The sequence below is a fragment of the Duganella sp. P38 genome, from assembly GCF_050859475.1.
Classification (GTDB): domain Bacteria; phylum Pseudomonadota; class Gammaproteobacteria; order Burkholderiales; family Burkholderiaceae_D; genus Rugamonas.
Genome location: NZ_CP193936.1, coordinates 3,411,168 through 3,431,839, shown reverse-complemented (window position 1 = coordinate 3,431,839; position 20,672 = coordinate 3,411,168). Strand labels below are relative to the sequence as shown.

Annotated in this window: 22 protein-coding genes and 2 pseudogenes; 11 read left to right on the top strand and 13 right to left on the bottom strand. The window is 64.8% G+C overall.

What is annotated here, in order from left to right:
* Positions 1 to 2 precede the first annotated feature (2 nt).
* From ACRQ5J_RS15950 to ACRQ5J_RS15925, 6 genes are all read right to left on the bottom strand, one after another.
* Positions 3 to 2,132: a TonB-dependent siderophore receptor gene (locus tag ACRQ5J_RS15950; protein WP_432377928.1), complete on the bottom strand. Its 2,130-nt coding sequence runs from the start codon at positions 2,130 to 2,132 to the stop codon at positions 3 to 5.
* Entirely contained in the window at positions 2,108 to 2,449 is a 342-nt protein-coding gene (locus ACRQ5J_RS15945) for a hypothetical protein (protein WP_432377926.1), read from the bottom strand. The genes ACRQ5J_RS15950 and ACRQ5J_RS15945 overlap by 25 nt, the downstream gene beginning before the upstream one ends.
* Positions 2,450 to 2,539: 90 nt before the next feature.
* Complete coding sequence (locus ACRQ5J_RS15940) at positions 2,540 to 3,493, bottom strand: FecR domain-containing protein (protein ID WP_432377924.1); 954 nt, start codon at positions 3,491 to 3,493, stop codon at positions 2,540 to 2,542.
* Positions 3,490 to 3,999: a sigma-70 family RNA polymerase sigma factor gene (locus tag ACRQ5J_RS15935; protein WP_432377922.1), complete on the bottom strand. Its 510-nt coding sequence runs from the start codon at positions 3,997 to 3,999 to the stop codon at positions 3,490 to 3,492. The genes ACRQ5J_RS15940 and ACRQ5J_RS15935 overlap by 4 nt, the downstream gene beginning before the upstream one ends.
* Before the next feature lie 67 nt (positions 4,000 to 4,066).
* Positions 4,067 to 4,870, bottom strand: a complete 804-nt coding sequence (locus ACRQ5J_RS15930; protein ID WP_432377920.1) for a beta/gamma crystallin-related protein — start codon at positions 4,868 to 4,870, stop codon at positions 4,067 to 4,069.
* Positions 4,871 to 4,943: 73 nt separating this feature from the next.
* On the bottom strand, positions 4,944 to 5,402 hold the full coding sequence (locus ACRQ5J_RS15925) for an Lrp/AsnC family transcriptional regulator (RefSeq protein WP_432377918.1): 459 nt from the start codon (positions 5,400 to 5,402) through the stop codon (positions 4,944 to 4,946).
* 120 nt (positions 5,403 to 5,522) lie between these two features.
* On the opposite strand from ACRQ5J_RS15925, the gene ACRQ5J_RS15920 reads away from it, so the two are divergent.
* Entirely contained in the window at positions 5,523 to 5,804 is a 282-nt protein-coding gene (locus ACRQ5J_RS15920) for a hypothetical protein (RefSeq protein WP_432377916.1), read from the top strand.
* On the opposite strand, the gene ACRQ5J_RS15915 is transcribed toward ACRQ5J_RS15920, so the two are convergent.
* Complete coding sequence (locus tag ACRQ5J_RS15915) at positions 5,792 to 7,087, bottom strand: NCS2 family permease (protein ID WP_432377914.1); 1,296 nt, start codon at positions 7,085 to 7,087, stop codon at positions 5,792 to 5,794. The genes ACRQ5J_RS15920 and ACRQ5J_RS15915 overlap by 13 nt on opposite strands.
* A 98-nt stretch (positions 7,088 to 7,185) precedes the next feature.
* On the opposite strand from ACRQ5J_RS15915, the gene ACRQ5J_RS15910 reads away from it, so the two are divergent.
* Complete coding sequence (locus ACRQ5J_RS15910; RefSeq protein WP_432377912.1) at positions 7,186 to 7,824, top strand: FABP family protein; 639 nt, start codon at positions 7,186 to 7,188, stop codon at positions 7,822 to 7,824.
* Here the strand turns inward: ACRQ5J_RS15910 and ACRQ5J_RS15905 are convergent.
* Positions 7,821 to 10,520, bottom strand: a complete 2,700-nt coding sequence (locus ACRQ5J_RS15905) for a PAS domain S-box protein (RefSeq protein ID WP_432377910.1) — start codon at positions 10,518 to 10,520, stop codon at positions 7,821 to 7,823. The two genes, ACRQ5J_RS15910 and ACRQ5J_RS15905, sit on opposite strands and share 4 nt — an antisense overlap.
* A 174-nt stretch (positions 10,521 to 10,694) precedes the next feature.
* Between ACRQ5J_RS15905 and ACRQ5J_RS15900 the strand changes: the two genes are divergently transcribed.
* The 3 genes from ACRQ5J_RS15900 (at position 10,695) to ACRQ5J_RS15890 (ending at position 12,546) form a co-directional block, all read left to right on the top strand.
* Positions 10,695 to 11,366 (top strand): HAD family hydrolase, encoded by a 672-nt coding sequence (locus tag ACRQ5J_RS15900; RefSeq protein WP_432377908.1) that lies wholly within the window; start codon positions 10,695 to 10,697, stop codon positions 11,364 to 11,366.
* Positions 11,367 to 11,518: 152 nt separating this feature from the next.
* The gene (locus ACRQ5J_RS15895) at positions 11,519 to 12,301 is read left to right on the top strand and encodes a DNA/RNA non-specific endonuclease (RefSeq protein ID WP_432377906.1); all 783 of its coding nucleotides are present in this window, start codon (positions 11,519 to 11,521) and stop codon (positions 12,299 to 12,301) included.
* Complete coding sequence (locus ACRQ5J_RS15890) at positions 12,298 to 12,546, top strand: hypothetical protein (protein ID WP_432377904.1); 249 nt, start codon at positions 12,298 to 12,300, stop codon at positions 12,544 to 12,546. Before ACRQ5J_RS15895 ends, ACRQ5J_RS15890 begins: the two co-directional genes overlap by 4 nt.
* A 3-nt stretch (positions 12,547 to 12,549) precedes the next feature.
* Here ACRQ5J_RS15890 and ACRQ5J_RS15885 read toward each other — a convergent pair whose 3' ends face one another.
* Positions 12,550 to 13,509, bottom strand: coding sequence for a sensor domain-containing diguanylate cyclase (locus ACRQ5J_RS15885; protein ID WP_432377902.1), 960 nt, complete (start codon positions 13,507 to 13,509; stop codon positions 12,550 to 12,552).
* Positions 13,510 to 13,555: 46 nt separating this feature from the next.
* Positions 13,556 to 14,329, bottom strand: a complete 774-nt coding sequence (locus tag ACRQ5J_RS15880; protein WP_432377900.1) for a sensor histidine kinase — start codon at positions 14,327 to 14,329, stop codon at positions 13,556 to 13,558.
* A gap of 140 nt (positions 14,330 to 14,469) precedes the next feature.
* On the opposite strand from ACRQ5J_RS15880, the gene queE reads away from it, so the two are divergent.
* Genes queE through ldcA form a run of 5 tightly spaced genes read left to right on the top strand, consistent with a single transcriptional unit; the run spans position 14,470 to position 17,950 of the window.
* Entirely contained in the window at positions 14,470 to 15,105 is a 636-nt protein-coding gene (gene queE / locus ACRQ5J_RS15875; protein ID WP_432377898.1) for a 7-carboxy-7-deazaguanine synthase, read from the top strand.
* Complete coding sequence (queD, locus tag ACRQ5J_RS15870) at positions 15,106 to 15,555, top strand: 6-carboxytetrahydropterin synthase QueD (protein ID WP_432377896.1); 450 nt, start codon at positions 15,106 to 15,108, stop codon at positions 15,553 to 15,555.
* Positions 15,545 to 16,027 (top strand): tRNA adenosine(34) deaminase TadA, encoded by a 483-nt coding sequence (gene tadA, locus ACRQ5J_RS15865; RefSeq protein ID WP_432377894.1) that lies wholly within the window; start codon positions 15,545 to 15,547, stop codon positions 16,025 to 16,027. The genes queD and tadA overlap by 11 nt, the downstream gene beginning before the upstream one ends.
* Before the next feature lie 48 nt (positions 16,028 to 16,075).
* Positions 16,076 to 17,023, top strand: a complete 948-nt coding sequence (locus ACRQ5J_RS15860; RefSeq protein ID WP_432377893.1) for an alpha/beta fold hydrolase — start codon at positions 16,076 to 16,078, stop codon at positions 17,021 to 17,023.
* Between the two features lie 6 nt (positions 17,024 to 17,029).
* A complete protein-coding gene (gene ldcA, locus ACRQ5J_RS15855; protein WP_432377892.1) occupies positions 17,030 to 17,950 on the top strand; it encodes a muramoyltetrapeptide carboxypeptidase in 921 nt (306 codons plus the stop codon).
* Here ldcA and ACRQ5J_RS15850 read toward each other — a convergent pair whose 3' ends face one another.
* Positions 17,951 to 18,409 carry a hypothetical protein gene (locus ACRQ5J_RS15850; protein WP_432377890.1) on the bottom strand — a complete coding sequence of 153 codons (459 nt, stop codon included), beginning with the start codon at positions 18,407 to 18,409 and terminating at the stop codon, positions 17,951 to 17,953.
* 619 nt (positions 18,410 to 19,028) lie between these two features.
* Between ACRQ5J_RS15850 and ACRQ5J_RS15845 the strand changes: the two are divergent.
* A pseudogene (locus ACRQ5J_RS15845) lies at positions 19,029 to 19,127 on the top strand (PEP-CTERM sorting domain-containing protein); the annotation flags it as partial.
* A gap of 25 nt (positions 19,128 to 19,152) precedes the next feature.
* Here ACRQ5J_RS15845 and ACRQ5J_RS15840 read toward each other — a convergent pair.
* Complete coding sequence (locus tag ACRQ5J_RS15840; RefSeq protein WP_432377888.1) at positions 19,153 to 19,518, bottom strand: Arc family DNA-binding protein; 366 nt, start codon at positions 19,516 to 19,518, stop codon at positions 19,153 to 19,155.
* A gap of 186 nt (positions 19,519 to 19,704) precedes the next feature.
* Positions 19,705 to 20,643 (bottom strand): annotated as a pseudogene (locus ACRQ5J_RS15835) (acyltransferase family protein); the annotation flags it as partial.
* Between the last annotated feature and the right edge of the window lie 29 nt (positions 20,644 to 20,672).

Sequence of the window (20,672 nt, the reverse complement as noted above, 5' to 3'; positions counted from 1 at the left end):
GCTTAGCGGAAGCGGTAGTTCAACGATACCTGCACATTGCGCGGGTCGCCGTAGAAGTTGCCATAGCCATTGGCGTAGTAGTTCTTGTCCAGCGCGTTGTTGACGTTGACGGTGGCCGACAGCTGCTTGTTGATGCGGTAGCGCGCCATCAGCGAGAGCAGGGCGTAGCTGTGCTGCGTGAAGCGCTCGCCGTTCGGCCCCACGCCTTCCTGATAAATGTCGCCCTGCCAGTTGATGCCGCCGCCGAGGCGCAGCTGTTCGAGATCATAGCTGGTCCACAGCTTGAAGTTGTTCAGCGGCTGGCTGGTTTGCAGGCGCTTGCCTTGCGGGTCTTCGATGCGTGAGTGCGCGTAGCCGGCGGTCAGCTGCCAGCCGCGCTGGATCTGGCCGGACACCTCGACCTCGAAGCCCTTGGCGGTCGCCCCCTTGATCGTGTGGTAAGCGGTGGAGCCGTCCGGCAGCACCAGCTGGTCGGCGTCCATCTCTGCCAGATTGTCCTGGCGCATGCGGAACAGCGAGATGCTGGTGCTGAGCAGTCCATCCAGCAGGTCGCCCTTGATGCCGACTTCGGCGTTCTTGCCTTCCAGCGGATCGATCACGCGGTTGTTGCGGTCGCGGTAGGTCTGCGGCAGGAAGATGCCGGTGTAGCTGGCGTAGGCCGACCATTGCGGATTCATGGTGTAGACCACGCCGGCGTATGGCGTCGCCTTGCCGGTGGTTTTCAGCTCGTCGGAAATGGTCGGCGCGCCCCAGGTCACGCTCTCGGTGTTGCGCTGCCAGTTGGCGATGCGCGTGCCGAGAATCAGCGACAGGTCGTCGCTCGGACGCAGGCGCAGCGAGCCATAGCCGGCCAGCTGCTTTTCCTTCTCGGTGTAGCTGCCGCTGATGGTGCCGACGTAGTTCGGCGTCGGCGAATTGCCATTCCATGTGTAGAAGTTGGGCACCGTGGCGTCGTAACCCGGCAGCACCCAAGCCGGATAGCTTGGGCCGGTGTTCTTCATGTCCGAAGCGCTGATGCCGGCCACCAGCTCGTGCTTGCGGCCGAAGGCCTGGAACGGGCCGCTGGCGAAGGCGTCGATGGTTAGCTGCTCCGGCTTGCTGTTCCACTTGGTCTGCCACAGCGACAGGCCGGCGCCGGTCAGGCGGTCCAGTGAACCGCGTGCGGCATAGCCTTGTACCGCGTCATACTGGTTGGCGGCGTAGTTCAGCGCGATCTTGCCGGTCCACTCATTGCCGAAGTCATGTTCCAGCGTGGCGAAGCCCAGGCTTTGCTTGCGGTTGTAGTAGGTGGAGCTGGAAGCGCTGTTGATCGAGCGCGGGAAGGAAGTCTTGGTGCCGTCGCTGTAGTACGAGACGAAAATGCGGCTGGCGCCGTCGAGCTTTTCGTTCTGGTAGCTGAAGCCCGCGCTCAACAACGTCGATGCGCCGAGGTCCGCTTCCACGATGCCGTAGAAAAGATCCTTGTCCTGATGATAGCGGTCGATATAGGAATTGGCGTTCTGCTGCGCCACCACCACGCGGCCGCGCACATGCTTATCTTCGCTCAGCGGCGCCGATACGTCGGCCTGCGCGCGGTACTTGTCCCAGCGGCCCGCCTGCAGTTCGGCTTCCGCATGCAGCTCGCGCGTCGGGCGCTTGCGCACCAGGTTGACGGCGGCGGCGGGGCTGCCGTTGCCGCCCATCAGCCCCGCTGCGCCGCGCACCACTTCCACGCGTTCGTAGATGCTGGCGTCGAAGCCGGCCGGTTCCACCAGCTTGGTGGTCGGGATGCCGTCGAACATATAGGTATCGATGGCGAAGCCGCGCGAGTACATCACGTCGGTTTCCCGGCTGGACGACGAGTGTTCCAGCGTGATGCCGGTGGTCTGCCCGACCACGTCCTGCAGGTTTTCAAGACGCTGGTCTTCGATGCGCTGGCGGTTCATGACGCTGACCGCTTGCGGCGTCTCGCGCACCGACAGTTCTAGCCCGGTGGCGCCGGTGCTGCGCGCCTGCCCAGGGGAGCCGTCGGCCATACCACGGACTTCCACCTGAGCCAGCGTAGTCGCAGCGGCAGGCGTTGCCGTTGCGGCGCTGTGGCTGGGCGCCGCGGCCTGCTTTTGCAGCGTCAGCGTGCCATCGGTGCGCGCCACCAAAGCCAGGCCGCTGCCTTCGAGCAGGCGTTCCAGCGCCGCGCGCGGGTGTAGCTGCCCTGCAGGGCAGGGCTGCTCAGGCCCGCCGTCAGCGCGGGATCGAAGGACAGCGGCACTCCTGCCCCCACCGCCACGCTGGACAGCGTGCGTCCCAACGGCCCTGCCGGCAACTGGTACGTTTGCTGGGCGGCGGCCGGCGCTTCGGCGGCGATCGCCGGGACGGCGGCGTGGCCGGCTGCCAGCGTCATGCTGAAGACGGCGATGCGAACGGCGCGCGCAAGGCGGCGCTCGGACGGGTTGGGGCGTTGGGCAGACATTCCGGTTACTTCCTTTCGGTGGCGGATGGAGGGTTTCTGCCTGTATGCCAGCCAGGATTCAAAAAGTATCAGCACAATGCGAAAATATTTTTAGCCGCGCGGAATCAGCGTGATCCAGTAGCCGCGCGGGCGCTGCACGGCGTCCACCGGGTAAGTGGAAATCAGCATGTCCAGCGTGCGCTCGCTGTCGCTGATGGGGAAGGCGCCCGAGACGCGCAGCCCCGCCACGGCCGGGTCGACCCGTACCAGGCCGCCACGGTAGCGCGACAGCTCGCCCACCAGTTCGTCGAGGCGCATCTGGTCGGCCAGCAGCATGCCGGTGGTCCAAGCGGTCATGGCCGGATCGGCGGCGCGCACCGGGGCGATGTGGCTGGCGTTGAAGCGCGTCTGGCTGCCGGCATCGATGACCTGTGCGGCGCCGCCTGCGTTGGCGGGGGTAATGCGCACCGCGCCTTCCAGCACCGCCAGACCGGTGCTGCATTCGTGGCGGCGGACATTGAACACGGTGCCCAGCGGCTGCATCGTGCCCTCGGCGGTGGCCACGCGCAGCGGCCGCGCATCCGCCTGCCGGCTGCTGCGCACCAGGATTTCGCCGTTGCGCAGCACGATGCGGCGCTCGGTTTCGGTAAAGCGCACGTCGATCGCGCTGGCGGTGTTGAGGGTGACGGTGGTGCCGTCGGCCAGCGTCGTTGTGCGATGCTCGCCGACGGCGGTGTGCAACTCGCCGGACCACGGCTGCGACTGCGCATAGCGCCAGCCGGCCCAGCTTGCGGGCACGGTCAGCATCAGCGCCACGATGCGCGTGACGGCGCTGCGGCGCGCACGGTCCGGCGCGCGGCTCAATACCGGCATCGCCAGTTCCGGCGGCAGCGCGCCGAGTTTGCCCAGCAGGCGCTCGGCGCGCTCCCATGCCAACGCGTGTTGCGGATCGCTGCTGCGCCACGCTTCGCAGGCGGCATGGTCGGCGCTGCTGGCGCCGTCCTGCAGGCGCACCAGCCACTCGGCCGCCTGTTCCAGCGCCTTGGGCGACACGCTGGCCGTCACCGGGCGTCCTCCATCGCCAGCAGGCATCGCAGGAAAGCCTGCTTCATATAGCGCTTGATGGTGATGAGCGACAGGTCCAGCTGCCGCGCGATGTCGGCGTAGGCCATGCCATCGAGTTGCGCCATCAGGAAGGCCTGGCGCACCTTGGGCGGCAGCGCGTCCAGCATGGCGTCGATTTCGTGCAGCGTCTCCAGCACCAGCATGCGCTGTTCCGGCGAGATGGCGGTCGGCTCGGGCAGGGCGGCCAGCGCCTCCAGGTACGCGCGCTCCAGCGCCTGGCGTTGATACCAGTTGACCAGTACACCCTTGGCAACGGTAGTAAGGAAGGCGCGCGGCTCGTGCACGCCGGTCAGGTCGGCGCGGCCGAGGATGCGGGTGAAGGTGTCTTGCGCCAGGTCGGCGGCATCGCTGGCATTCCCCAGCCTGACGCTAAGCCAGCGGTGGAGCCAACTGTGATGGTCGCTGTAGAGGGCGGTGAAATGCGGGTGCGTTGCGGCGGCGGTCATGTTTTGAGAATGGGAATTATTCTCATTAATTGTACATGAGGCAATCCGCCGCCGCAAGCATCCGGGCTTACATGCGCGGCTCGCCGGTTTTGGCGTTGACGGCGATGCTGTTGCCCGGTGGCGTGCTCATTTGCACGTGATGGCGCACGCCGCGATAGTCATAGCTGACGTCCCAGTATTCGGGCTGCGGATTGCTGACGTTTTCGCAGCGCTGCACGTCGCGCGTGTAGGTGTTGTTGCGGTTGGCGACGTTGTTGCCGACCGCCGCACCGGCGATGGCGCCGCCGGCAGTGGCGATATCCCGTCCGCTGCCGCCGCCGACCTGGTGGCCGAGGATGCCGCCGATCAGCGCGCCGGCGATCACGCCGCCGGCGTTAGGGCGCGAAGGCTCGCTCACTTGCTGGCGCTCGACCCAGCAGCGGCGCTCGGGCGTACCCACCACGGCGCGCACGTTGGCCACCGGCACCTGGACGATACGCTCGCTCGGGCGGCGGCGCCATTCGTAGGTCGGCTGGGCGACCGGCGGCGGCGCTTCGTTTTCATAGCGGTCGCGCGCCTTGATCGGGCGCACCGACGAGACGCGGTTATTCAGGCCCATGCCGCGCAGCGAGTCGTAGCTGCCTTTGCGCAGCACGACGCAGCGGCCGTGGAAGTTGGCGTCTTCGCACACTTCCCATCGGCCGCGGTCGACCACCACGGAGGAAGCGCGGTCGTTGTAGCCGACGCGCGCCAGGTCGCGCACCTGGCCGTTGGCGCTGTATGCGCGGCCGCGCCAGCCGTCGCCTTCATAGAATGTGATTTGTGCCAGCGCCGCCTGCGAAGCGAAGCCCATGGCGGCTGCGGCGACGGCGAGCTTGATGGTGTTGTTCATTGTCTTCTCCTGTTGGGATGAAGCTTGAGAATGAACTTTTTCTTCCGTGCTATCTGTACGCAAGCGTACAAAGTCATGGTTCGACCGAATGGGTGCGCTTCAGGCAGCGCAGCACGAAGGTGGAACGGCTGTGTTTCAGTCCTGGCAGCTTGTAGAGCTTCTTGCGCAGGAATTCTTCGTAGCCGGCGGTACCGGCCACCGCCACCTTGATCAGGTAATCATAGTCGCCGGTCAGCAGATAAGCTTCCATCACTTCCGGCAGGCCTGCCAGCGCCGCCCCGAACTTGTCGAAGATGTCGTCGTCGTGGCGGTCCAGCGTCACTTCGATGATGACGGTGTCCGGATAGCCGAGCGCATTCTGGCTGAGGAGCGCGGTATAGCCCTCGATCATGCCGCCTTCCTCCAGCGCGCGCACGCGGTTCCAGCACGGCGTGGTGGAGAGGCCAACTTTTTCCGCCAGCTTGGTGTTGCTCAGGCGGCCGTCGTTGCGCAGTTCGCGCAGGATGCGGCGGTCCATTTCATCAATTTCCATAGGCATCCAAGAAAAATATTCCGTATATTCTACATGCGGCAGGATATCCTGCTAAGTAAAACGGCAAAACGGCATATATTCAGGAAGCCTATTTTTGGCATTTCTGGCTATGCTGGTGGCATGGATACCACACAAAGAAGCTACCGTTTTTGCATCGAGCCGGATGCGCCGATTGCCACGCTGGAGGCGGTTTTGCAGGTGGTGCGACGGCTCGATATTGAATTGCGCAGCCTGCGCACCACGGCCACGCCGTACGGGATGGAGGTACAGGTCCGGCTGGCGGCGCCGGAGGAGGATATTCTGACGCTGTGCCGCATGCGGCTGCACAACCTGATCGGCATCCTGCCTATCCGCGAAATGCCGACCCTGGTGGTCGATAACCGCCTGCGTCAGGCGACGTAGGCGTATTTAACGAGGAAGACGATGGCGATGATCCACACCACCGGCCTGACCTGGCGCGCCTGGCCGGTCAGCAGCTTCAGGCCGGCGTAGGTGATGAAGCCGAAGGCGATGCCGTGGGCGATGGAGTAGGTGAACGGAATCACCAGCGCGGTAATGGCCGCCGGCACGCTCTCGGTGGTGTCGCTCCAGTCGACGTCGATCAGGTCGCGCAGCATCAGGCAGGCGACGAACAGCAGCGCCGGCGCGGTGGCGTAGGCCGGCACCACGCCGGCGATCGGCGCGAAGAACAGCGCGGCCAGGAACAGCACCGCCACCACCAGCGCGGTCAGGCCGGTGCGGCCGCCGGCCTGCACGCCGGCGGCGCTTTCCAGGTAGGCGGTGGTGCTGGACGTGCCCAGCACGGAGCCGGCGACAATGGCGGTGCTATCGGCCAGCAGCGCCTTGTTCAGGCGCTCCATGCGGCCGTTGACCAGCAGGCCCGCGCGCGAGGCCACGCCCATCAGCGTGCCGGTGGCGTCGAACAGTTCGACCAGGAAGAACACCAGCACCACGTTGAACAAGCCCATATGCACGGCGCCGCTGAGGTCCAGCTGGAACAGCGTCGGCGCGATCGACGGCGGCAGCGAGACGAAGCCGTGGAAGGTATTCCCGCCAAAGAAGAAGCTCAGCACCGTGACGGCGACAATGCCGATCAACAGCGCGCCCGGCACCTTCAGGCGGTCCAGCGTGACGATCAGCAGGAAGCCGAAGATGGCCATGATGGTGTGCGGGTTGTGCACGTCGCCGACGCGCACCAGCGTTTCCGGATTGGCCACCACCAGGCCGGCGCTCTTCATGGCGATCAGCGCCAGGAACAGGCCCAGGCCCACGGTGATGGCCACCCGCAGCGAATGCGGGATGCCGTTGACGATATGCTCGCGTATCTTGAACAGGCTGACGATGATGAACAGGCAGCCGGAAATGAACACCGCGCCCAGGGCGGTCTGCCACGGCACGCCCATGCCCAGCACCACGGCGTAGGCGAAGTAGGCGTTCAGGCCCATGCCCGGCGCCATGCCGATCGGGTAGTTGGCGTACACGCCCATGATGATGGTGCCCAGCGCGGCGGCCAGGCAGGTGGCGACGAACACCGCATCCTTGGGCACGCCGGCGTCGCCCAGAATGGCCGGGTTGACGAAGATGATGTAGGCCATCGTCAGGAACGTGGTGAACCCCGCGACGACTTCGGTACGGACGGTTGTGCCGTGCTCTGGGAGCTTGAAATATTGATTTAGTGACGGCATGTGCGCGCTCCTGCTAATTACGAGGGCGAAGAATATCACGGATGGAAATGGCGCTGCTACCGCCGCTATAATACGCCACCCCAATCACAGGACCAGGCATGACCGAGTTTTCCAACGATATCTACACCGAACCGCATCCGATCGATGTCAATACCCTCAACAACCTTGGCCCGCTGGCGCCGATGGCCGGCATCTGGAAAGGTGAGCGCGGCCTCGATATCAAGCCGAAGGCCGACGGCGCCCGCAAGCAGGCCTACGTCGAGCGCATCGAGCTGTATCCGATCGATCCGGTGACCAACGGCCCGCAGCTGTTCTACGGCCTGCGCTACCTGATCATCGTCAACAAGCCGGATAACGTCAAGACCTACCACGAGCAGGTGGGCTACTGGCTGTGGGAGCCGAAGACCAAAACCGTGATCCAGACGCTGGGCATCCCGCGCGGCCAGATCGCCATGGCGTCGGCGGTGGTGGAGCCGGACGCCAGGGAGTTCGAGCTGGTGGCGCGGCTGGAGTCCGACACCTACGGCATCCGTTCCAATCCCTTCCTGGAATTCGGCTTCAAGACCACCGAGTACCGCATCAAGGTCACCATCAACGACGACGGCACCTGGGGCTACGAGGAAGACACGGTCATGCTGCTGCGCGGCGAAGAAGAGTTCCACCACCGCGACCGCAACCTGCTGCACCGCGTGGCCGAGCCGCTCGCCAATCCGCTGGCCAGCGGCGTTCCCGCCTAAGCCTGATCCTGAGCCTGCGCCCCGGCGGCGATGGCGTAACCGTCGCGGCCATTGCGCTTGGCCTGGTACAGCGCCGAATCGGCGCGCGCCAGCAGTTCGGTCGGCGGCTCGTCGCCGCCCTCGTGCAGCGCCACGCCGACGCTGGTGGTGACGTGGCGCGGCGCGCCTTCAAGCGTGAACGGCTTGCGCACCGCCTCGACGATCTTGGCGGCCAGCCGCGCCGCCTCGCCGGCGTTGGCCACCTGCTCGAAGACGATGACGAATTCGTCGCCGGCCAGCCGCGCCACCGTGTCCGAGGCGCGCACGCTGCCGATCAGGCGCGCCGCGAATTCCTTCAGCACCAGGTCGCCGGCGCCGTGGCCGCGCGTATCGTTGATGTCCTTGAAGTGGTCGATATCCAGGTAGGCCAGCGCCATCGCCTTGCGGCTGCGCCGCGCGCGCACGATCGCCAGTTGCAGAATTTCCTCGAACATCAGGCGATTGGCGATGCCGGTCAGGTTGTCGATGCGCGCCAGTTGCTTGAGCCGCGCCTCGATTTCCTTGACGTGGGTGGTGTCATGCGTCAGCGAATACAGGCCCACTACCTCGCCGTCTTCTCCGACATCGGGCACGAAGGTGGTTTCCAGCGTATGCAGGCTGTCGCCGATGCGCGTCTTCAGTTCGTAGGTGACCATCTCGCCGCGATAGGCGCGGTCCAGATGCGGCTCGGCCGTGTAGTAATGATCCGGGCCGATGCCTTCGGAGGCGTGGCGGCCGATCAGCCGGCGCGGGTCGACGCCGAACCAGTGCTGGAAGGTCGCGTTGAGGAACTGGAATTTGCGTTCGCGGTCCAGGTAGGCGATCAGCGCCGGCAGGTTGTCGGTCAGGAGCTTGAGGCGCTGCTCGCTGGCGGCCTGCCGCAACTCGGCGTTTTTGCGCTCGGTGATGTCGAGCGCCATCATGTAGAAGCCGGCCACCGTGCCGTCGGCGCCGATGTCGGGCACCAGGTCGCCCATCATCTGCCGCTTGACGCCTTTGTGCACGCCTTCGCGCTCGTAGTGCACGCGCTGGCCGCGCAGCGCGGCCTCGCCGTGATAGGCCAGGCTGTCGGCGAATTCTGCGCCCAGCACTTCGTGCAGCGTCTTGCCCAGCATGGCGCGCGGGTCATGCCCGAGCAGGGCGCGGAAATGCTCGTTGGTGAAGCGGTAGCGCAGGTCGCGGTCGATGTAGGCGATCAGCGCCGGCATGCTGTCGGCCACGGTGCGCAGGCGCTTCTCGCTGGCGGCGATCTGCTGCTCGTACAGCACCCGTTCCGTAATATCGTGCAGGAAGGCGGTGGCGTAGTAGGCGCCGTCGTGGCGCAGCGCGCCGACCGACAGCTCGACCGGGATCTCGCGGCCATCCTTGTGCATCGCCGACATGCGCACCCGCGCATTGACCATCGGCCCGCCGCCGCCGAGGGCGAAGTTCATCATGCCGCTGCGGTGCGCTCCGCGCTGCGCCGGCGGCACAATCAGCTCGGCGATGTCGCGGCCGACCGCCTCGTCGCGGGTGTAGCCGAAGGTGCGTTCGGCAGCGGCGTTCCACTTGGTGACGATGCCGCTGTGCTCGCAGCTGACGAAAGGGTCGGGCGCGCGTTCGAGGATGCTGCTGATGAGCGATTCGCTGTCGCGCGTGGCTTTTTGCGCCAGCTCGCGCTCGGCCATCAGTTCATGGAAGGCGGTGCTCAACTCGCCGATTTCGTCGCTGCCGCGCAGTTGCAGCACGCCGATGTCGGCCTTGCCGGCGCGGATGTCGTTGATGTTGCGGTGCAGCCGCCCGAGTGGCTTGAGCAGGTCGCGCACCGCGCGCCACGCCACCAGCCCGGCGATGGCGGCGAAAATGGCCGCCGCCAGCATGGCGTGCTGGCGCATGCGTATCATCGGCGCGAACGCCTCGTCGACCGGGAAGCGGGCGCCGATGATCCAGTCGGCCTGTTGCAGTTGCCGGTAGGCGTAGATGTCCTTGCCGCCGTCGCGGTTGGCCGCCTCGGTCCAGCCCTCGAAGCCGCGCAAGGCCATCTCGGTGGCGCGGTCGTGGCCGGGCCGCGCGTTCACATTGTCCAGCAGCCGCCTGGCATCTGGATGGTGCAGCAGCGTGCCGTCGCGCGTCATGATGAATATGAAGCCGGTGTCGCCTGGCTTTTGCGCGGCGATGCGGTCGAGGAAGTCGGTGCTGCTGAGGTCAATGCTGCCGCCGAGCAGCATGACTGCGCGGTCCTGCGCGTCGCGCACCGGTTGCAGGATCATGATCGACGGCAGGCCGGTTTCAGTGCTTCGATACGGCGGCGAAACCACGGTCTTGCCGGCGGCCAGCGCGTTTTCCAGGAAGGCGCGCACGCGCGGGTTGAGCGACAGCGCGGCGGCCGCGCGATCGGGCCCGGTGTTGAGCAGCGTGCCTTGCGGCGAAAACAGGTGCAGGTGGAGGAACTCCCCGCGCGCCGCAGGATGGCGGTCGACGAAGGCCTGCATCAGCGCCGGGTCGTCGGCGGCGTCGGGCGGCATGGTGTCGGCCAGGCTGGCCAGCAGCACCTTGTGTGAGGCCAGCTGCGCATCGACCTGCGCCGCGGCCGAGGCGAGCAGGGCGTATTGCTGGTCGCCGATGACGTTTTTCATATCGCGCTCGGCCAGCAACAGCGCGACCAGCGTGACGATCAGGGTGGCGGTGAGCACCAGCATGACAACCACGCCGGTCATACGAAATTGGAGACTGCGCGGTAGCGTTGCAAAAACGGCCATGTTGCGATGGGTGGTCTGCGGTGGTTCCGAGTATGTCACAGCCCACCGGAAGGTACAATGCGGGCAGCGGCAATGCCACAGTCGGCGCGCCGTTCTTTACAAGGAATGCGGAGTATGCTGCGGGCGATTTTGTGGGATAACGACGGTGTGCTGGTCGATACCGAACAGCTGTTTTACGAGGCCAACCGGGAGCTGTTCCGGCCACTGGGCCTGGAGCTCAGCGCACAGCATTTCTTCGACTGGTATCTGGCCGATAATTGCGGCGCCTGGCATCTGCTGCAACCGCCGCTGAGCGCGGAGGCGATCGCGGCCGAGCGCGGCGCGCGCAATGCGCATTACGCCGCGCGCCTGGCGTCCGCGCATATTCCCGCCATCGACGGCGCGGCCGACGTGCTGGCGGCGCTGGCGCCGCGCCTGCGCATGGGCGTGGTCACCAGTTCCAACGCCGAGCATTTCGACATCATCCACGCCCGGCTGGACCTGCGCCGGCATTTCGAGTTCGTGCTGACGCATGAATCCTACACGTGCAGCAAGCCATCGCCGGAGCCGTACCTGCTCGGCCTGCAACGCCTCGGCGTGCGCGCCGACGAGGCGCTGGTGATCGAGGACTCGCCGCGCGGCTTGCAGGCGGCCACGGCGGCCGGCCTCCGCTGCATCATCCTGCGCAACGCACTGACGCGCCACCACGACTTTGCCGGCGCCTGGCGGGTGGTGGACAGCATGGCGCAGGTGCGCGCGGAAGTCGAAACGCTGCTGCTTGCGGACGGCCCGGCAAACGAGGTATAATGACAACAATTGTTATTGCAATTGAAATGCAAAAACATAGCCTTGGTAGGGCTGGATGTTGAAGAGGGCCGGCGTTCGATAGAATGCCGGCCCTTTTTGTTTGCCGGTGGCTCCGCTAGAATGCGGCGACATTTTATGAGCCTCAGGAAATTATGTATTTGATTCAACGTGCCGTGGCCGCCGCCACGCTGGCAGGCGGCCTGCTTGCCGTCAGCCTCGCCGCTGCCGGCGAATGCCCGGCCCACTACGTCGACGGCCGCCTGCCGGAAATTCGCAATGCCAGGATGAGCGCCGCCACTACCGAGCTGTGCTATGGCGTGTTCGGCGTGATGCATTCGGGAATCACCCGCACGCCGCTGTGGTCGGCGGAACACCTGACCGCGGAGAATATCGCCGCCGCCAGGAACCTGTCGCGTGAAAATTCCTTCCATCCGGAGTCGCGGCTGCCGTCGTCGGCGCGCGCCGAACTGGCCGACTACGCCCGCAGCGGCTACGACCGCGGCCACATGGCGCCAAACGGCGACATGCCGGACCGCGCCGCCCAGCACGAAAGCTTCACGTTGGCCAATATGGTGCCGCAGGACGCCGAGGTGAACCGCCATATCTGGGCCGGCATCGAAGGCGTGGTGCGCAAGATGGCGCAAAAGGAGGGCGATCTGTATGTCATTACCGGGCCGGCCTTTCTCGGCAGCGATTTGCGCAAGGTGGGCAATGTGCTGGTGCCCACCCATTTGTATAAACTGGTGTACAGCCCGCGCCAGCGCGCCGGCGGCGCCTTCTTCATCGCCAACCGGGGCGACGCGCAGTACGAAACGCTGAGCGTGGCGCAACTGGAAGACAAGATCGGCATCAACCTGCTGCCCTCGCTGACGCCGGCGCAAAAGCAACAGATGCTGCGGCTGCCGAACGTAAGACAACGCAAGGATAAAAAATGAGCAAGTTCATCCCTTACCAGAACGAGTCGGCCGTGCTGCATATCGGCGGCCTGACCATCGAGAACCGGCTGGACCGCATCACCATCGCCGGCGATATCGACCTGACGGCCGACCAGGCCGGCCTGGCCGACGCGCGCGCGCTGCACCAGCTGCTCGGCGACGTGGTGGCAACGCTGGCGGCCCGGCAATTGCCGAAGGAACTGCCGCCGCCGGCGATCACCACCGTCAGCAATCCGTTTGCCTGACGCCTAATCGGTGTCCGGCAGGCTGATGCGGTTGCGGCCCATGTGCTTGGCGCGGTACAGCGCCGAGTCGGCCGTCGCCACCAGCTGGCTGGCGTCGGTTTCGGGCGAAGCCAGCGCGGTCGCCGCGCCGATGCTCACCGTGACCAGGTGCTCCTTGCTGCCGATGTTAGGCAAGCGCAGTTGCTCCACCCGGCAGCGGATGCGCTCGGCCACGATGGCAGCGCCCTTGAGCGACTGGTTGGGCAGTATCACCGCAAACTCCTCGCCGCCGTAGCGCGCCACCAGGTCGTTGGCGCGCATTTCGCTGGACACCGCGCCGGCGATGCGCTGCAGGCACTCGTCGCCGCCCAGATGGCCGTAGGCATCGTTGTACTGCTTGAAATTGTCGACATCCACCATCAACAGCGACAAGGGCTGCTGGTTGCGCAGCGCGCGCTGCCACTCGGCGCCCAGCGTGTCGTCGAAACAGCGGCGGTTGGCCAGGCCGGTCAGGCCGTCGCGCGTGGCCAGCTGTTCCAGCGCCACCTGCGCACGCTTTTCATCGGTCACGTCGCGCAGCGTTTCCACCACGGCCACCAGCTTGCCCTCGCTGTCAAAGATCGGGCTGGCGTCGGCCGCCAGGTAGCGGCGCCGGCCCACGCGCGGCATGTCGCACCAGTTCTCGGCGCCCAGATGGTCGTCGGCCTCGCTGCGCCGCGCGTATTGGCGGTACAGCCGGTGCAGCTCGGCGCTGCGGCCCTGGATCACCAGATCGGCCAGCGTCGGCCGTTTTTCCTGATAAAAACTCTTCCAGTGATCCGCCGTGCCCAGCACTTCCCACGCCGCCGTGCCGGTCAGCCGTTCGCAGGCGCGGTTCCAGATGATGACGCGGCCGTGGGTGTCGATGACGAAGGTGGGGATCACCAGCAGCTCCATCATCCTGAGCGCAAAGCCGTGTTGTTGATCCGTTTGCGAGAATTCCATTACGTGCTGGATGTTTTGTGTTCCTGTCATGAGGGCGCCCTGGTCGTTACGATGGAATGGGGAAGGACATGGTCAGCGCCGTGCCGGCGCCGGGCGCGCTGGCAATGTCGAAGCGTCCGCCGGCCTCGGCGACACGTTCGGCAATGCCGCGCAGGCCGTGGCCGCGCCTGCCGCCGGCCGCCGCCTGCGGCAGGCCGACGCCGTTGTCGCGCACCGTCAGGTCCAGGCTGTGCGGCTGCCGGCACAGGCCGACGCAGACTTCGGATGCTTGCGCATGGCGCACGATATTGCTGAGCGATTCCTGCAGCACGCGATAGACCACGCTGTCGACGCCGCCGGTGGGCGTGGCGGCAAACGCCTCCGGCGCGGCGTCGAGCCGGCAGCGAATGCCGCTGAGGCGGGAAAACTGCGCCAACTGTTGTTGCAGCGCCCCCTGCAAGCCCGATTCCAGCGCTTCCGCGTGCAAATCGTGGACAATGGCACGCAAGGCGCGCGTTGCCTGCTGCACCCGCTGCTCCTGTTGCACCAGCGGCGCGCGCAGCGCCGGATACCGGGTGGCCAACGCTGCTGCATCCATGCCGAGCGCCAGCAAATGCTGGCCGAGGTCGTCATGAAGGTCGCGCGCGATGCGGCGGCGGTCGGCGTCGCGCAGCGATTGCTGGCTGGCCGCCAGGCGGGCAATCTGGCGGCGCGCCTCGCCCAGCGCGCGCTGGCTGCGCAGGCATTGGCGCCACCACAGCAGCAGGCAGGCGGCGCCTGCCAGCACGCAGGCGCTGGCGCAGACGACATCGATTTCAAGCAGGGGCGGCGCATAACTCACGGTGTTCCTCCCAGGATGGCTCCACAGCTACCTTAGCGGTCATGCTTTGAGGAAGCATTGTGAAAAGTCAACTTTCATTGCTGCTTTTCGGAAAACTGGGCGGTGAGATATAATTGAGGGTTGTCCTATCAGGAACTATCGTGACTTACAGCATCAAAGAGATTTTCTACACGTTGCAAGGCGAGGGCGCCCATGCCGGCCGGCCGGCCGTGTTCTGCCGCTTCTCGGGCTGCAACCTGTGGACCGGCCGCGAAAGCGACCGCGCCAGCGCCGTGTGCCAGTTCTGCGACACCGACTTTGTCGGCACCGATGGCGAGGGCGGCGGCAAGTTCAAGTCGCCCGAAGAGCTGGCCGCCACGATCAATGCGTTGTGGCCGGAAACTTACACCGCCAGCAAGTATGTGGTGTTCACCGGCGGCGAGCCGCTGTTGCAGCTGGATAAGCCGTTGATCGACGCCATGCATGCGGTCGGCTTTACCATTGCCATCGAAACCAACGGCACGCTGCCGGTGCCGGAAGGCGTGGACTGGATCTGCGTCAGCCCGAAAATGGGTTCCGAGCTGGTGGTCAAGCGCGGCAGCGAGATCAAGGTGGTGGTGCCGCAGGCCAATCAGGACCTGTCCGTCTACGAACAGCTGGATTTCGAGAATTTCTTCGTGCAGGCCATGGACGGCCCGTTGGCCGAGTTCAACATCAAGCTGGCCATCGAGACCTGCAAGCGCAACCCGAAGTGGAAGCTGAGCTTGCAAACCCATAAACTTTTACAGATACCTTAAATGTTAACCATCACCCGCAAGCTGGAATTCGACGCCGGCCACCGTATTCCCGACCACAAAAGCCAGTGCCGCAATCTGCACGGCCACCGCTATACGCTGGAAATCACGCTGACCGGCAACATCATCGATGTCGAAGGCAATTCGGACAACGGCATGATCATGGACTTTTCCGACATCAAGGCGCTGGCCAAGGAACACCTGGTCGACGTCTGGGACCACGCCTTCATCGTCTACGAAAAAGACGACGCGGTGCGTGAGTTCCTGGCCACGCTGCCGAACCATAAAACCGTGGTGATCGATCGCATCCCGACCGTGGAAAACCTGGCGCACGTGGCGTTCGGCATCCTCAAGGCGGCCTACAAGGACCGCTACGGCACCGGCCTGCACCTGCACAAGCTGGTGCTGCACGAAACGCCGAATTGCTGGGCTGAAATCACCGATGGCGTCTGACGCCTACATGCGCCTGGCGCTGGAACAGGCGCAACAGGCGTGGAACCTTGGCGAGGTGCCGGTAGGCGCCGTGGTCGTCAGGGATGGCGAGGTGATTGCCGTCGGTTGCAACCAGCCGATCGGCAGGCATGATCCGACCGCGCACGCGGAAATCGTCGCGCTGCGGGCGGCTGCTGAAAAATTGGGCAACTACCGGCTGCCCGGCTGCGAGCTGTACGTGACGCTGGAACCGTGCGTCATGTGTTCCGGGGCGATGATGCATGCGCGCCTGGCCAAGGTGGTGTACGGCGCCGCCGACCCGAAAACCGGCGCCTGCGGCTCGGTGGTCAACCTGTTCGAGCAGGAGCAACTGAATCACCACACCGAAATCGAAGGCGGCGTGCTGGCCGACGAGTGCGGCGCCATGCTGAAAAATTTCTTCGCCGCCCGCCGCGCCGCGGCAGCCGCAGCCAGGCGCGCCAGCCAGGAGTAAAAGTGGTATCCTCGAACCAGGGTCTTGACTGGGATTGAGGAGAGTGACTTGGCCACCGCGCATGCAAACGGCATCACGATTGCCTATGAAACCAGCGGCAGTCCGCTTGACCCGCCGGTGTTGCTGATCATGGGGCTGGGCATGCAGCTGATCGCCTGGCCGCAGGACCTGGTCGACGGCCTGGTCGAGCAGGGCTATTACGTCATCCGCTACGACAACCGCGACGTCGGCCTGTCGAGCAAGCTCCATCATCACAAGAAACCCAATCTGTTGTGGGCCTACCTGAAATCGCTGGTGGGCTGGAAGCAGGACGCCGGCTATACGCTGAACGACATGGCCGACGATGCGCTCGGCCTGCTCGACGCGCTGGGCGTCGGCAGGGCGCACGTGATCGGCGTGTCGATGGGCGGCATGATCGCGCAGATTTTCGCCGCGCGCTTTGCCGGCCGGATCTTGAGCCTGACCTCGATCATGTCCAGCAGCGGCCGCCGTGGCCTGCCGGGACCGACGCCGGCCGCGCGCGCCGCGCTAATGCAAGCGCCGCCGCAGCCGGCGCACCGCGCCGAGGTGGTCGAACGCGGCGTCGCCACCTTCCGTGTGATCGGCAGCCCGTCGTTTCCGACGCCGGAGCGCACGCTGCGCGCATCGGTCGAACGGGCGCTGGAACGCAGCGTCAGCCCCGACGGCATCGCGCGGCAGCTGGTGGCCATCGTCGCCAGCGGCGACCGCACGCCGCTGTTGCGGCGGATCCGCTGCCCGGCGCTGGTAATCCACGGCGCCGCCGATCCGCTGGTGCCGGTCGCCTGCGGCATCGACACGGCGCAGGCCATCCCCGGCGCGCGGCTGCACATCATCGAGGGCATGGGTCACGATTTGCCGGCGCAGCTGATCGAGCGCCTGCTTGCCTTGCTGGACCAGCACCTGCGCGGTAATATGACGGCGCAACTTCCTCCGCTGACCCAGCATCGGGCGGGCAGCGGCACCCACCATGACTGAGATATTTTGAGCACTTCGAAAATCGGCATCGCCATCGCGGCGCCCAGCGGCCGCGCGCCGGACAACGACGCCTTGCTGCAAGGCGTACGGCGCCTGGAACAGCAGGGCTTCCTGGTCCACAACTACTACGACGACGATAAACGCTTCCAGCGCTTCGGCGGCACCGACGAATGGCGGCTGGCGCAACTGAACGCCGCCGCCGCCGATCCGCAAGTGCAGGTGGTGGTGGCGCTGCGTGGTTCGTATGGCATGTCGCGCCTGCTGCCGCAGATCGATTTCAACAAGATGGCCGATAGCGGCAAGCTGTTCGTCGGCTACAGCGATTTCACCGCCTTCCAGATGGCGCTGCACCGGCAGACCGGCCGCATCAGCTTTGCCGGGCCGATGATGTGCGACGACTTCATTCGTCCCGAGCCGGTCGAATATACGCTGCGGCAGTTCTGGGACTGCCTGCGCGGCCCGGTCCATGCGGTGTGCGGCGCGGTGGCGGAGGGTGGGTCGGACAATCCGCCGGTTGAGGTGCGGGGCAAGCTCTGGGGCGGCAATCTGGCGATGCTGGTCAGCCTGCTCGGCACGCCGTATTTCCAGGCGCTGGAGGGCGGCATCTGCTTCATCGAGGATATCAGCGAGCATCCGTACCGGGTCGAGCGCATGGTGCTGCAATTGTTTTACGCCGGCGCATTCGATGGCCAGCAGGCGCTGGTGCTGGGCGATTTCTCCGGCTACAAGCTCGGCCCCATGGACAATGGCTATGATTTCGAGGCCATGCTTGCCTATCTGCGCGAGCGGCTGCCGATACCGGTCCTGACCGGGCTGCCGTTCGGCCATATCAAGGAGCGCGCCACGCTGCCATATGGCGGCATGGCGCATCTGAAGTCGGACGCGCGCGGCTTCGACCTGACGGTCAGCGACTACCCGACGCTGTGATTATTGCAGCCGGCGCACGCGCGGCGCCTGCTTGCTGCCTTCGATTTCCAGGAACAGCGTGCCGAGCGCGTTGCGGGTGACCTTGACTTTCGGGTTCTCGCGCTCGATGAGCGAACCCGAGCTGTCGTCGGCCACGCGCCAGACCTGGCCGTTTGCCAGGCGGAATTGCGTGGTCGGGCCCCAGCCGTCGATGCGCCCGAGCAGCGACGACTCGATGAAGTCGGGTTCGTCCGCCTTGCGCATCTGCCTGGCGGTCAGGCCGAAGCTGGCCGGCTGCGGCGCGGCTTTGGCCTCAGGCGCGGCCTTCACGGCAGGCGCGGCCGTCTTGACGGCGAGCGGAATCGCGTCGTAGCACGCCACGCGCGCAGCGACATCGGCGATGGCGCGGCATCGCAGCAGATCGGCGTCATCGGCCAGCGCGGAACCCGATACTGCCAGTAAAACAAGCAAAGCTTTCATCGAACTTTTCCCAATAACGGGCGCCTTCGAGTGGGCGCCCTCGTGGCAGGATTATAACGACAGTTGGCGCCGCTGCGGCCCGTCAGTCGCCCTCAATGCGAAAGGGCGGGAAAGAGACACAAGATGTAAAGATTGTGTGTTTGAGATGCCGAAAATTTAATTTTACGATAGCATGAATTTGTTGTCTCGGATAACGCCGGCGTAATTCTGGGAGGGCTACATGAAGGCGAAAGTGCAACGGCTTGTGCGATGCGGAGCGATGCTGTTCGCTCTCCTGTGGACCGGCGCGGCTAGCGCGGCGCTCTATCAATTTACGCTGTCCGGGGATTATGCTGCACAGTGGGTGCTGGACCCCCGTCCGACGCCCAGCACGTCGGGACCGTCCGGCTTCACGGTCGAGACGACGATTTCCGGTACGGCTCACGCGCTGACTTTTTACGATGACAGCCAAGGCGGTGCGTTCGGCATTCTGAATTTGCTAAACAATGACCGCGTATTCGATGCGGCCGGGCCGGTGTTGTACACAGGCGACGCCAGCACGCCGTTCTTCAGGCTTGGCACTTTTGCGCTGCTGCACCTCGATGGCGGTTCCGCGCAGTACACGCTGACTGTCACGGACATTACCAGCGCCGTGCCGGAGCCGGCGACTTATGGCCTGTTGTTGGCTGGTCTGGGGATGGTAGGCGCGCTGTCGCGACGGCGCCATGATCGCGCCTGATCCGCGCGGGCAGCTGCGGGCACCCTTAGTCTTTTGCCTTCGCCGTGCGCACCGCCTGCGAGCTCTGCTCGGCCACAAAGTTGGCCAGCGCGTCACCCGGCTCCGGTTCCAGCACCCACTTGCCGCCGACGATTTCCGCCGGACGCTCATCGAGCTTGCCTCCGAGGTTAACGCCGAAGCTGTAACGCATCGCTGGATTGCGCAGGGAGAGCCGCTCCAGCGTCTCAAACAGGATGCGCAGATCGATCTCGTTCGAGCTGTCCGCCAGACTCCGTTCGAGACGGGCCACCAGTTCGGCGTTCGCGCTACGCTTGGATTTGCCGGCTTCAGCCTTCAATCTTTCGAAGAGGGCTAGCGGCATACGGAATTGGCTTCGGTAAATGTCGGACATACACTATCTTGTCACTTACCGCACAAAGATTCTAGTGACTGATCACGAAGAAATAGTGACATCCTAGATTAATGTGCAAGATCGGGGCGATCCGGCGCCTTGGCATTCATCGGACCACGCCCATTAGCGGGCGCCGTCAGACGGGCGCCATCGCCGCTTGGTGATGCCGCCAATGGCCGCCCATAATTATTGCTGCACGGGCTTGGCAGCAGGATTCGTTTGCCGCAATCGACGTCGGCCATCAAAGACGAGGTCAAGGAGTGCCAGCCACGGCCGGTCGATAGCGGCGAAGAACAATATCGCTCCCAGCATCGTCATAATCGCGTACGCGGCAAAGGTGAGCGTGACGGAGCTGGAGGCGAGCCATACGGCAGAAGCGCCTGAACTCAAAACAATGAAATGAACCAGGTACACCCCGAACGAGATCCGGCCCAGCCACATGAGCCACTTGGTGGAAAGCCAGCTTCGCATCGCAGCACTTTTCTCGACGGCAAAAATTACCGCCATACTGGCAATTGGGTAAATAATATTCACTACCACCGCATGGGGTACAGGGCCTTGGTGCAAGCGCGCCGCCGTCAGGGCAATGATTACAACTGACAGGGCGGCCGGCAGCGTGATGTCGCTTGTCCGTAACTGAAGTCCCAGCGCCAGAAGGGCGCCCAGAAAGAACTCGCAATAATGGGTGCCGAAGGACAATACAACTGCAGCGATGGCCAAGGCTATCTGTGCTGCGAGCTTAACTCTTCCGCAAAGCCACGCCAGCGCTATGACGGCAAAGACGGCGAATAGCTCGTAGGAAATTGTCCAGAGATTGGTGTTATAGGAGCGGGCGGCATCAAAGTGAACGTATCCCGAGTACATCGGTTCACCAATCGCCAAGCCGATATCCGGCGAGAAGCGGTACCACTTCACGAGCCAATCCGAGCCACTGATGGCGGCTGCCTCGGCGTTCTGCATATAGCCGCCCAGGTGCAGCAAGAAAGCGATCAGCGACAGTGCCAGAATAGGAACCGAAAGCCGAAAATACCGCTTTACCGCTGCTCTAACGCAGGCGGTTCCCTCAGCGCCGAAAAACTTCCGAAAGAACAGGAAGCCACTCATCGTGAAGAATATCGATACCGCAAAATGTCCGTTCCAGAACGCGCTGAACG

Coding starts and splice junctions, on each gene's coding strand:
- ACRQ5J_RS15925 (WP_432377918.1), bottom strand. CDS start 5,402: ATGGAAATTGATGAAATGGACCGCCGCATCCTGCGCGAACTGCGCAAC.
- ACRQ5J_RS15920 (WP_432377916.1), top strand. CDS start 5,523: ATGGATACCACACAAAGAAGCTACCGTTTTTGCATCGAGCCGGATGCG.
- queD (WP_432377896.1), top strand. CDS start 15,106: ATGTTAACCATCACCCGCAAGCTGGAATTCGACGCCGGCCACCGTATT.
- ACRQ5J_RS15900 (WP_432377908.1), top strand. CDS start 10,695: ATGCTGCGGGCGATTTTGTGGGATAACGACGGTGTGCTGGTCGATACC.
- ACRQ5J_RS15905 (WP_432377910.1), bottom strand. CDS start 10,520: ATGCTGGTGCTCACCGCCACCCTGATCGTCACGCTGGTCGCGCTGTTG.
- ACRQ5J_RS15890 (WP_432377904.1), top strand. CDS start 12,298: ATGAGCAAGTTCATCCCTTACCAGAACGAGTCGGCCGTGCTGCATATC.
- ACRQ5J_RS15930 (WP_432377920.1), bottom strand. CDS start 4,870: ATGAACAACACCATCAAGCTCGCCGTCGCCGCAGCCGCCATGGGCTTC.
- ACRQ5J_RS15945 (WP_432377926.1), bottom strand. CDS start 2,449: ATGTCTGCCCAACGCCCCAACCCGTCCGAGCGCCGCCTTGCGCGCGCC.
- ACRQ5J_RS15910 (WP_432377912.1), top strand. CDS start 7,186: ATGACCGAGTTTTCCAACGATATCTACACCGAACCGCATCCGATCGAT.
- ACRQ5J_RS15850 (WP_432377890.1), bottom strand. CDS start 18,409: ATGAAAGCTTTGCTTGTTTTACTGGCAGTATCGGGTTCCGCGCTGGCC.
- ACRQ5J_RS15885 (WP_432377902.1), bottom strand. CDS start 13,509: ATGGAATTCTCGCAAACGGATCAACAACACGGCTTTGCGCTCAGGATG.
- tadA (WP_432377894.1), top strand. CDS start 15,545: ATGGCGTCTGACGCCTACATGCGCCTGGCGCTGGAACAGGCGCAACAG.
- ACRQ5J_RS15895 (WP_432377906.1), top strand. CDS start 11,519: ATGTATTTGATTCAACGTGCCGTGGCCGCCGCCACGCTGGCAGGCGGC.
- ACRQ5J_RS15915 (WP_432377914.1), bottom strand. CDS start 7,087: ATGCCGTCACTAAATCAATATTTCAAGCTCCCAGAGCACGGCACAACC.
- ACRQ5J_RS15935 (WP_432377922.1), bottom strand. CDS start 3,999: ATGACCGCCGCCGCAACGCACCCGCATTTCACCGCCCTCTACAGCGAC.
- ACRQ5J_RS15840 (WP_432377888.1), bottom strand. CDS start 19,518: ATGTCCGACATTTACCGAAGCCAATTCCGTATGCCGCTAGCCCTCTTC.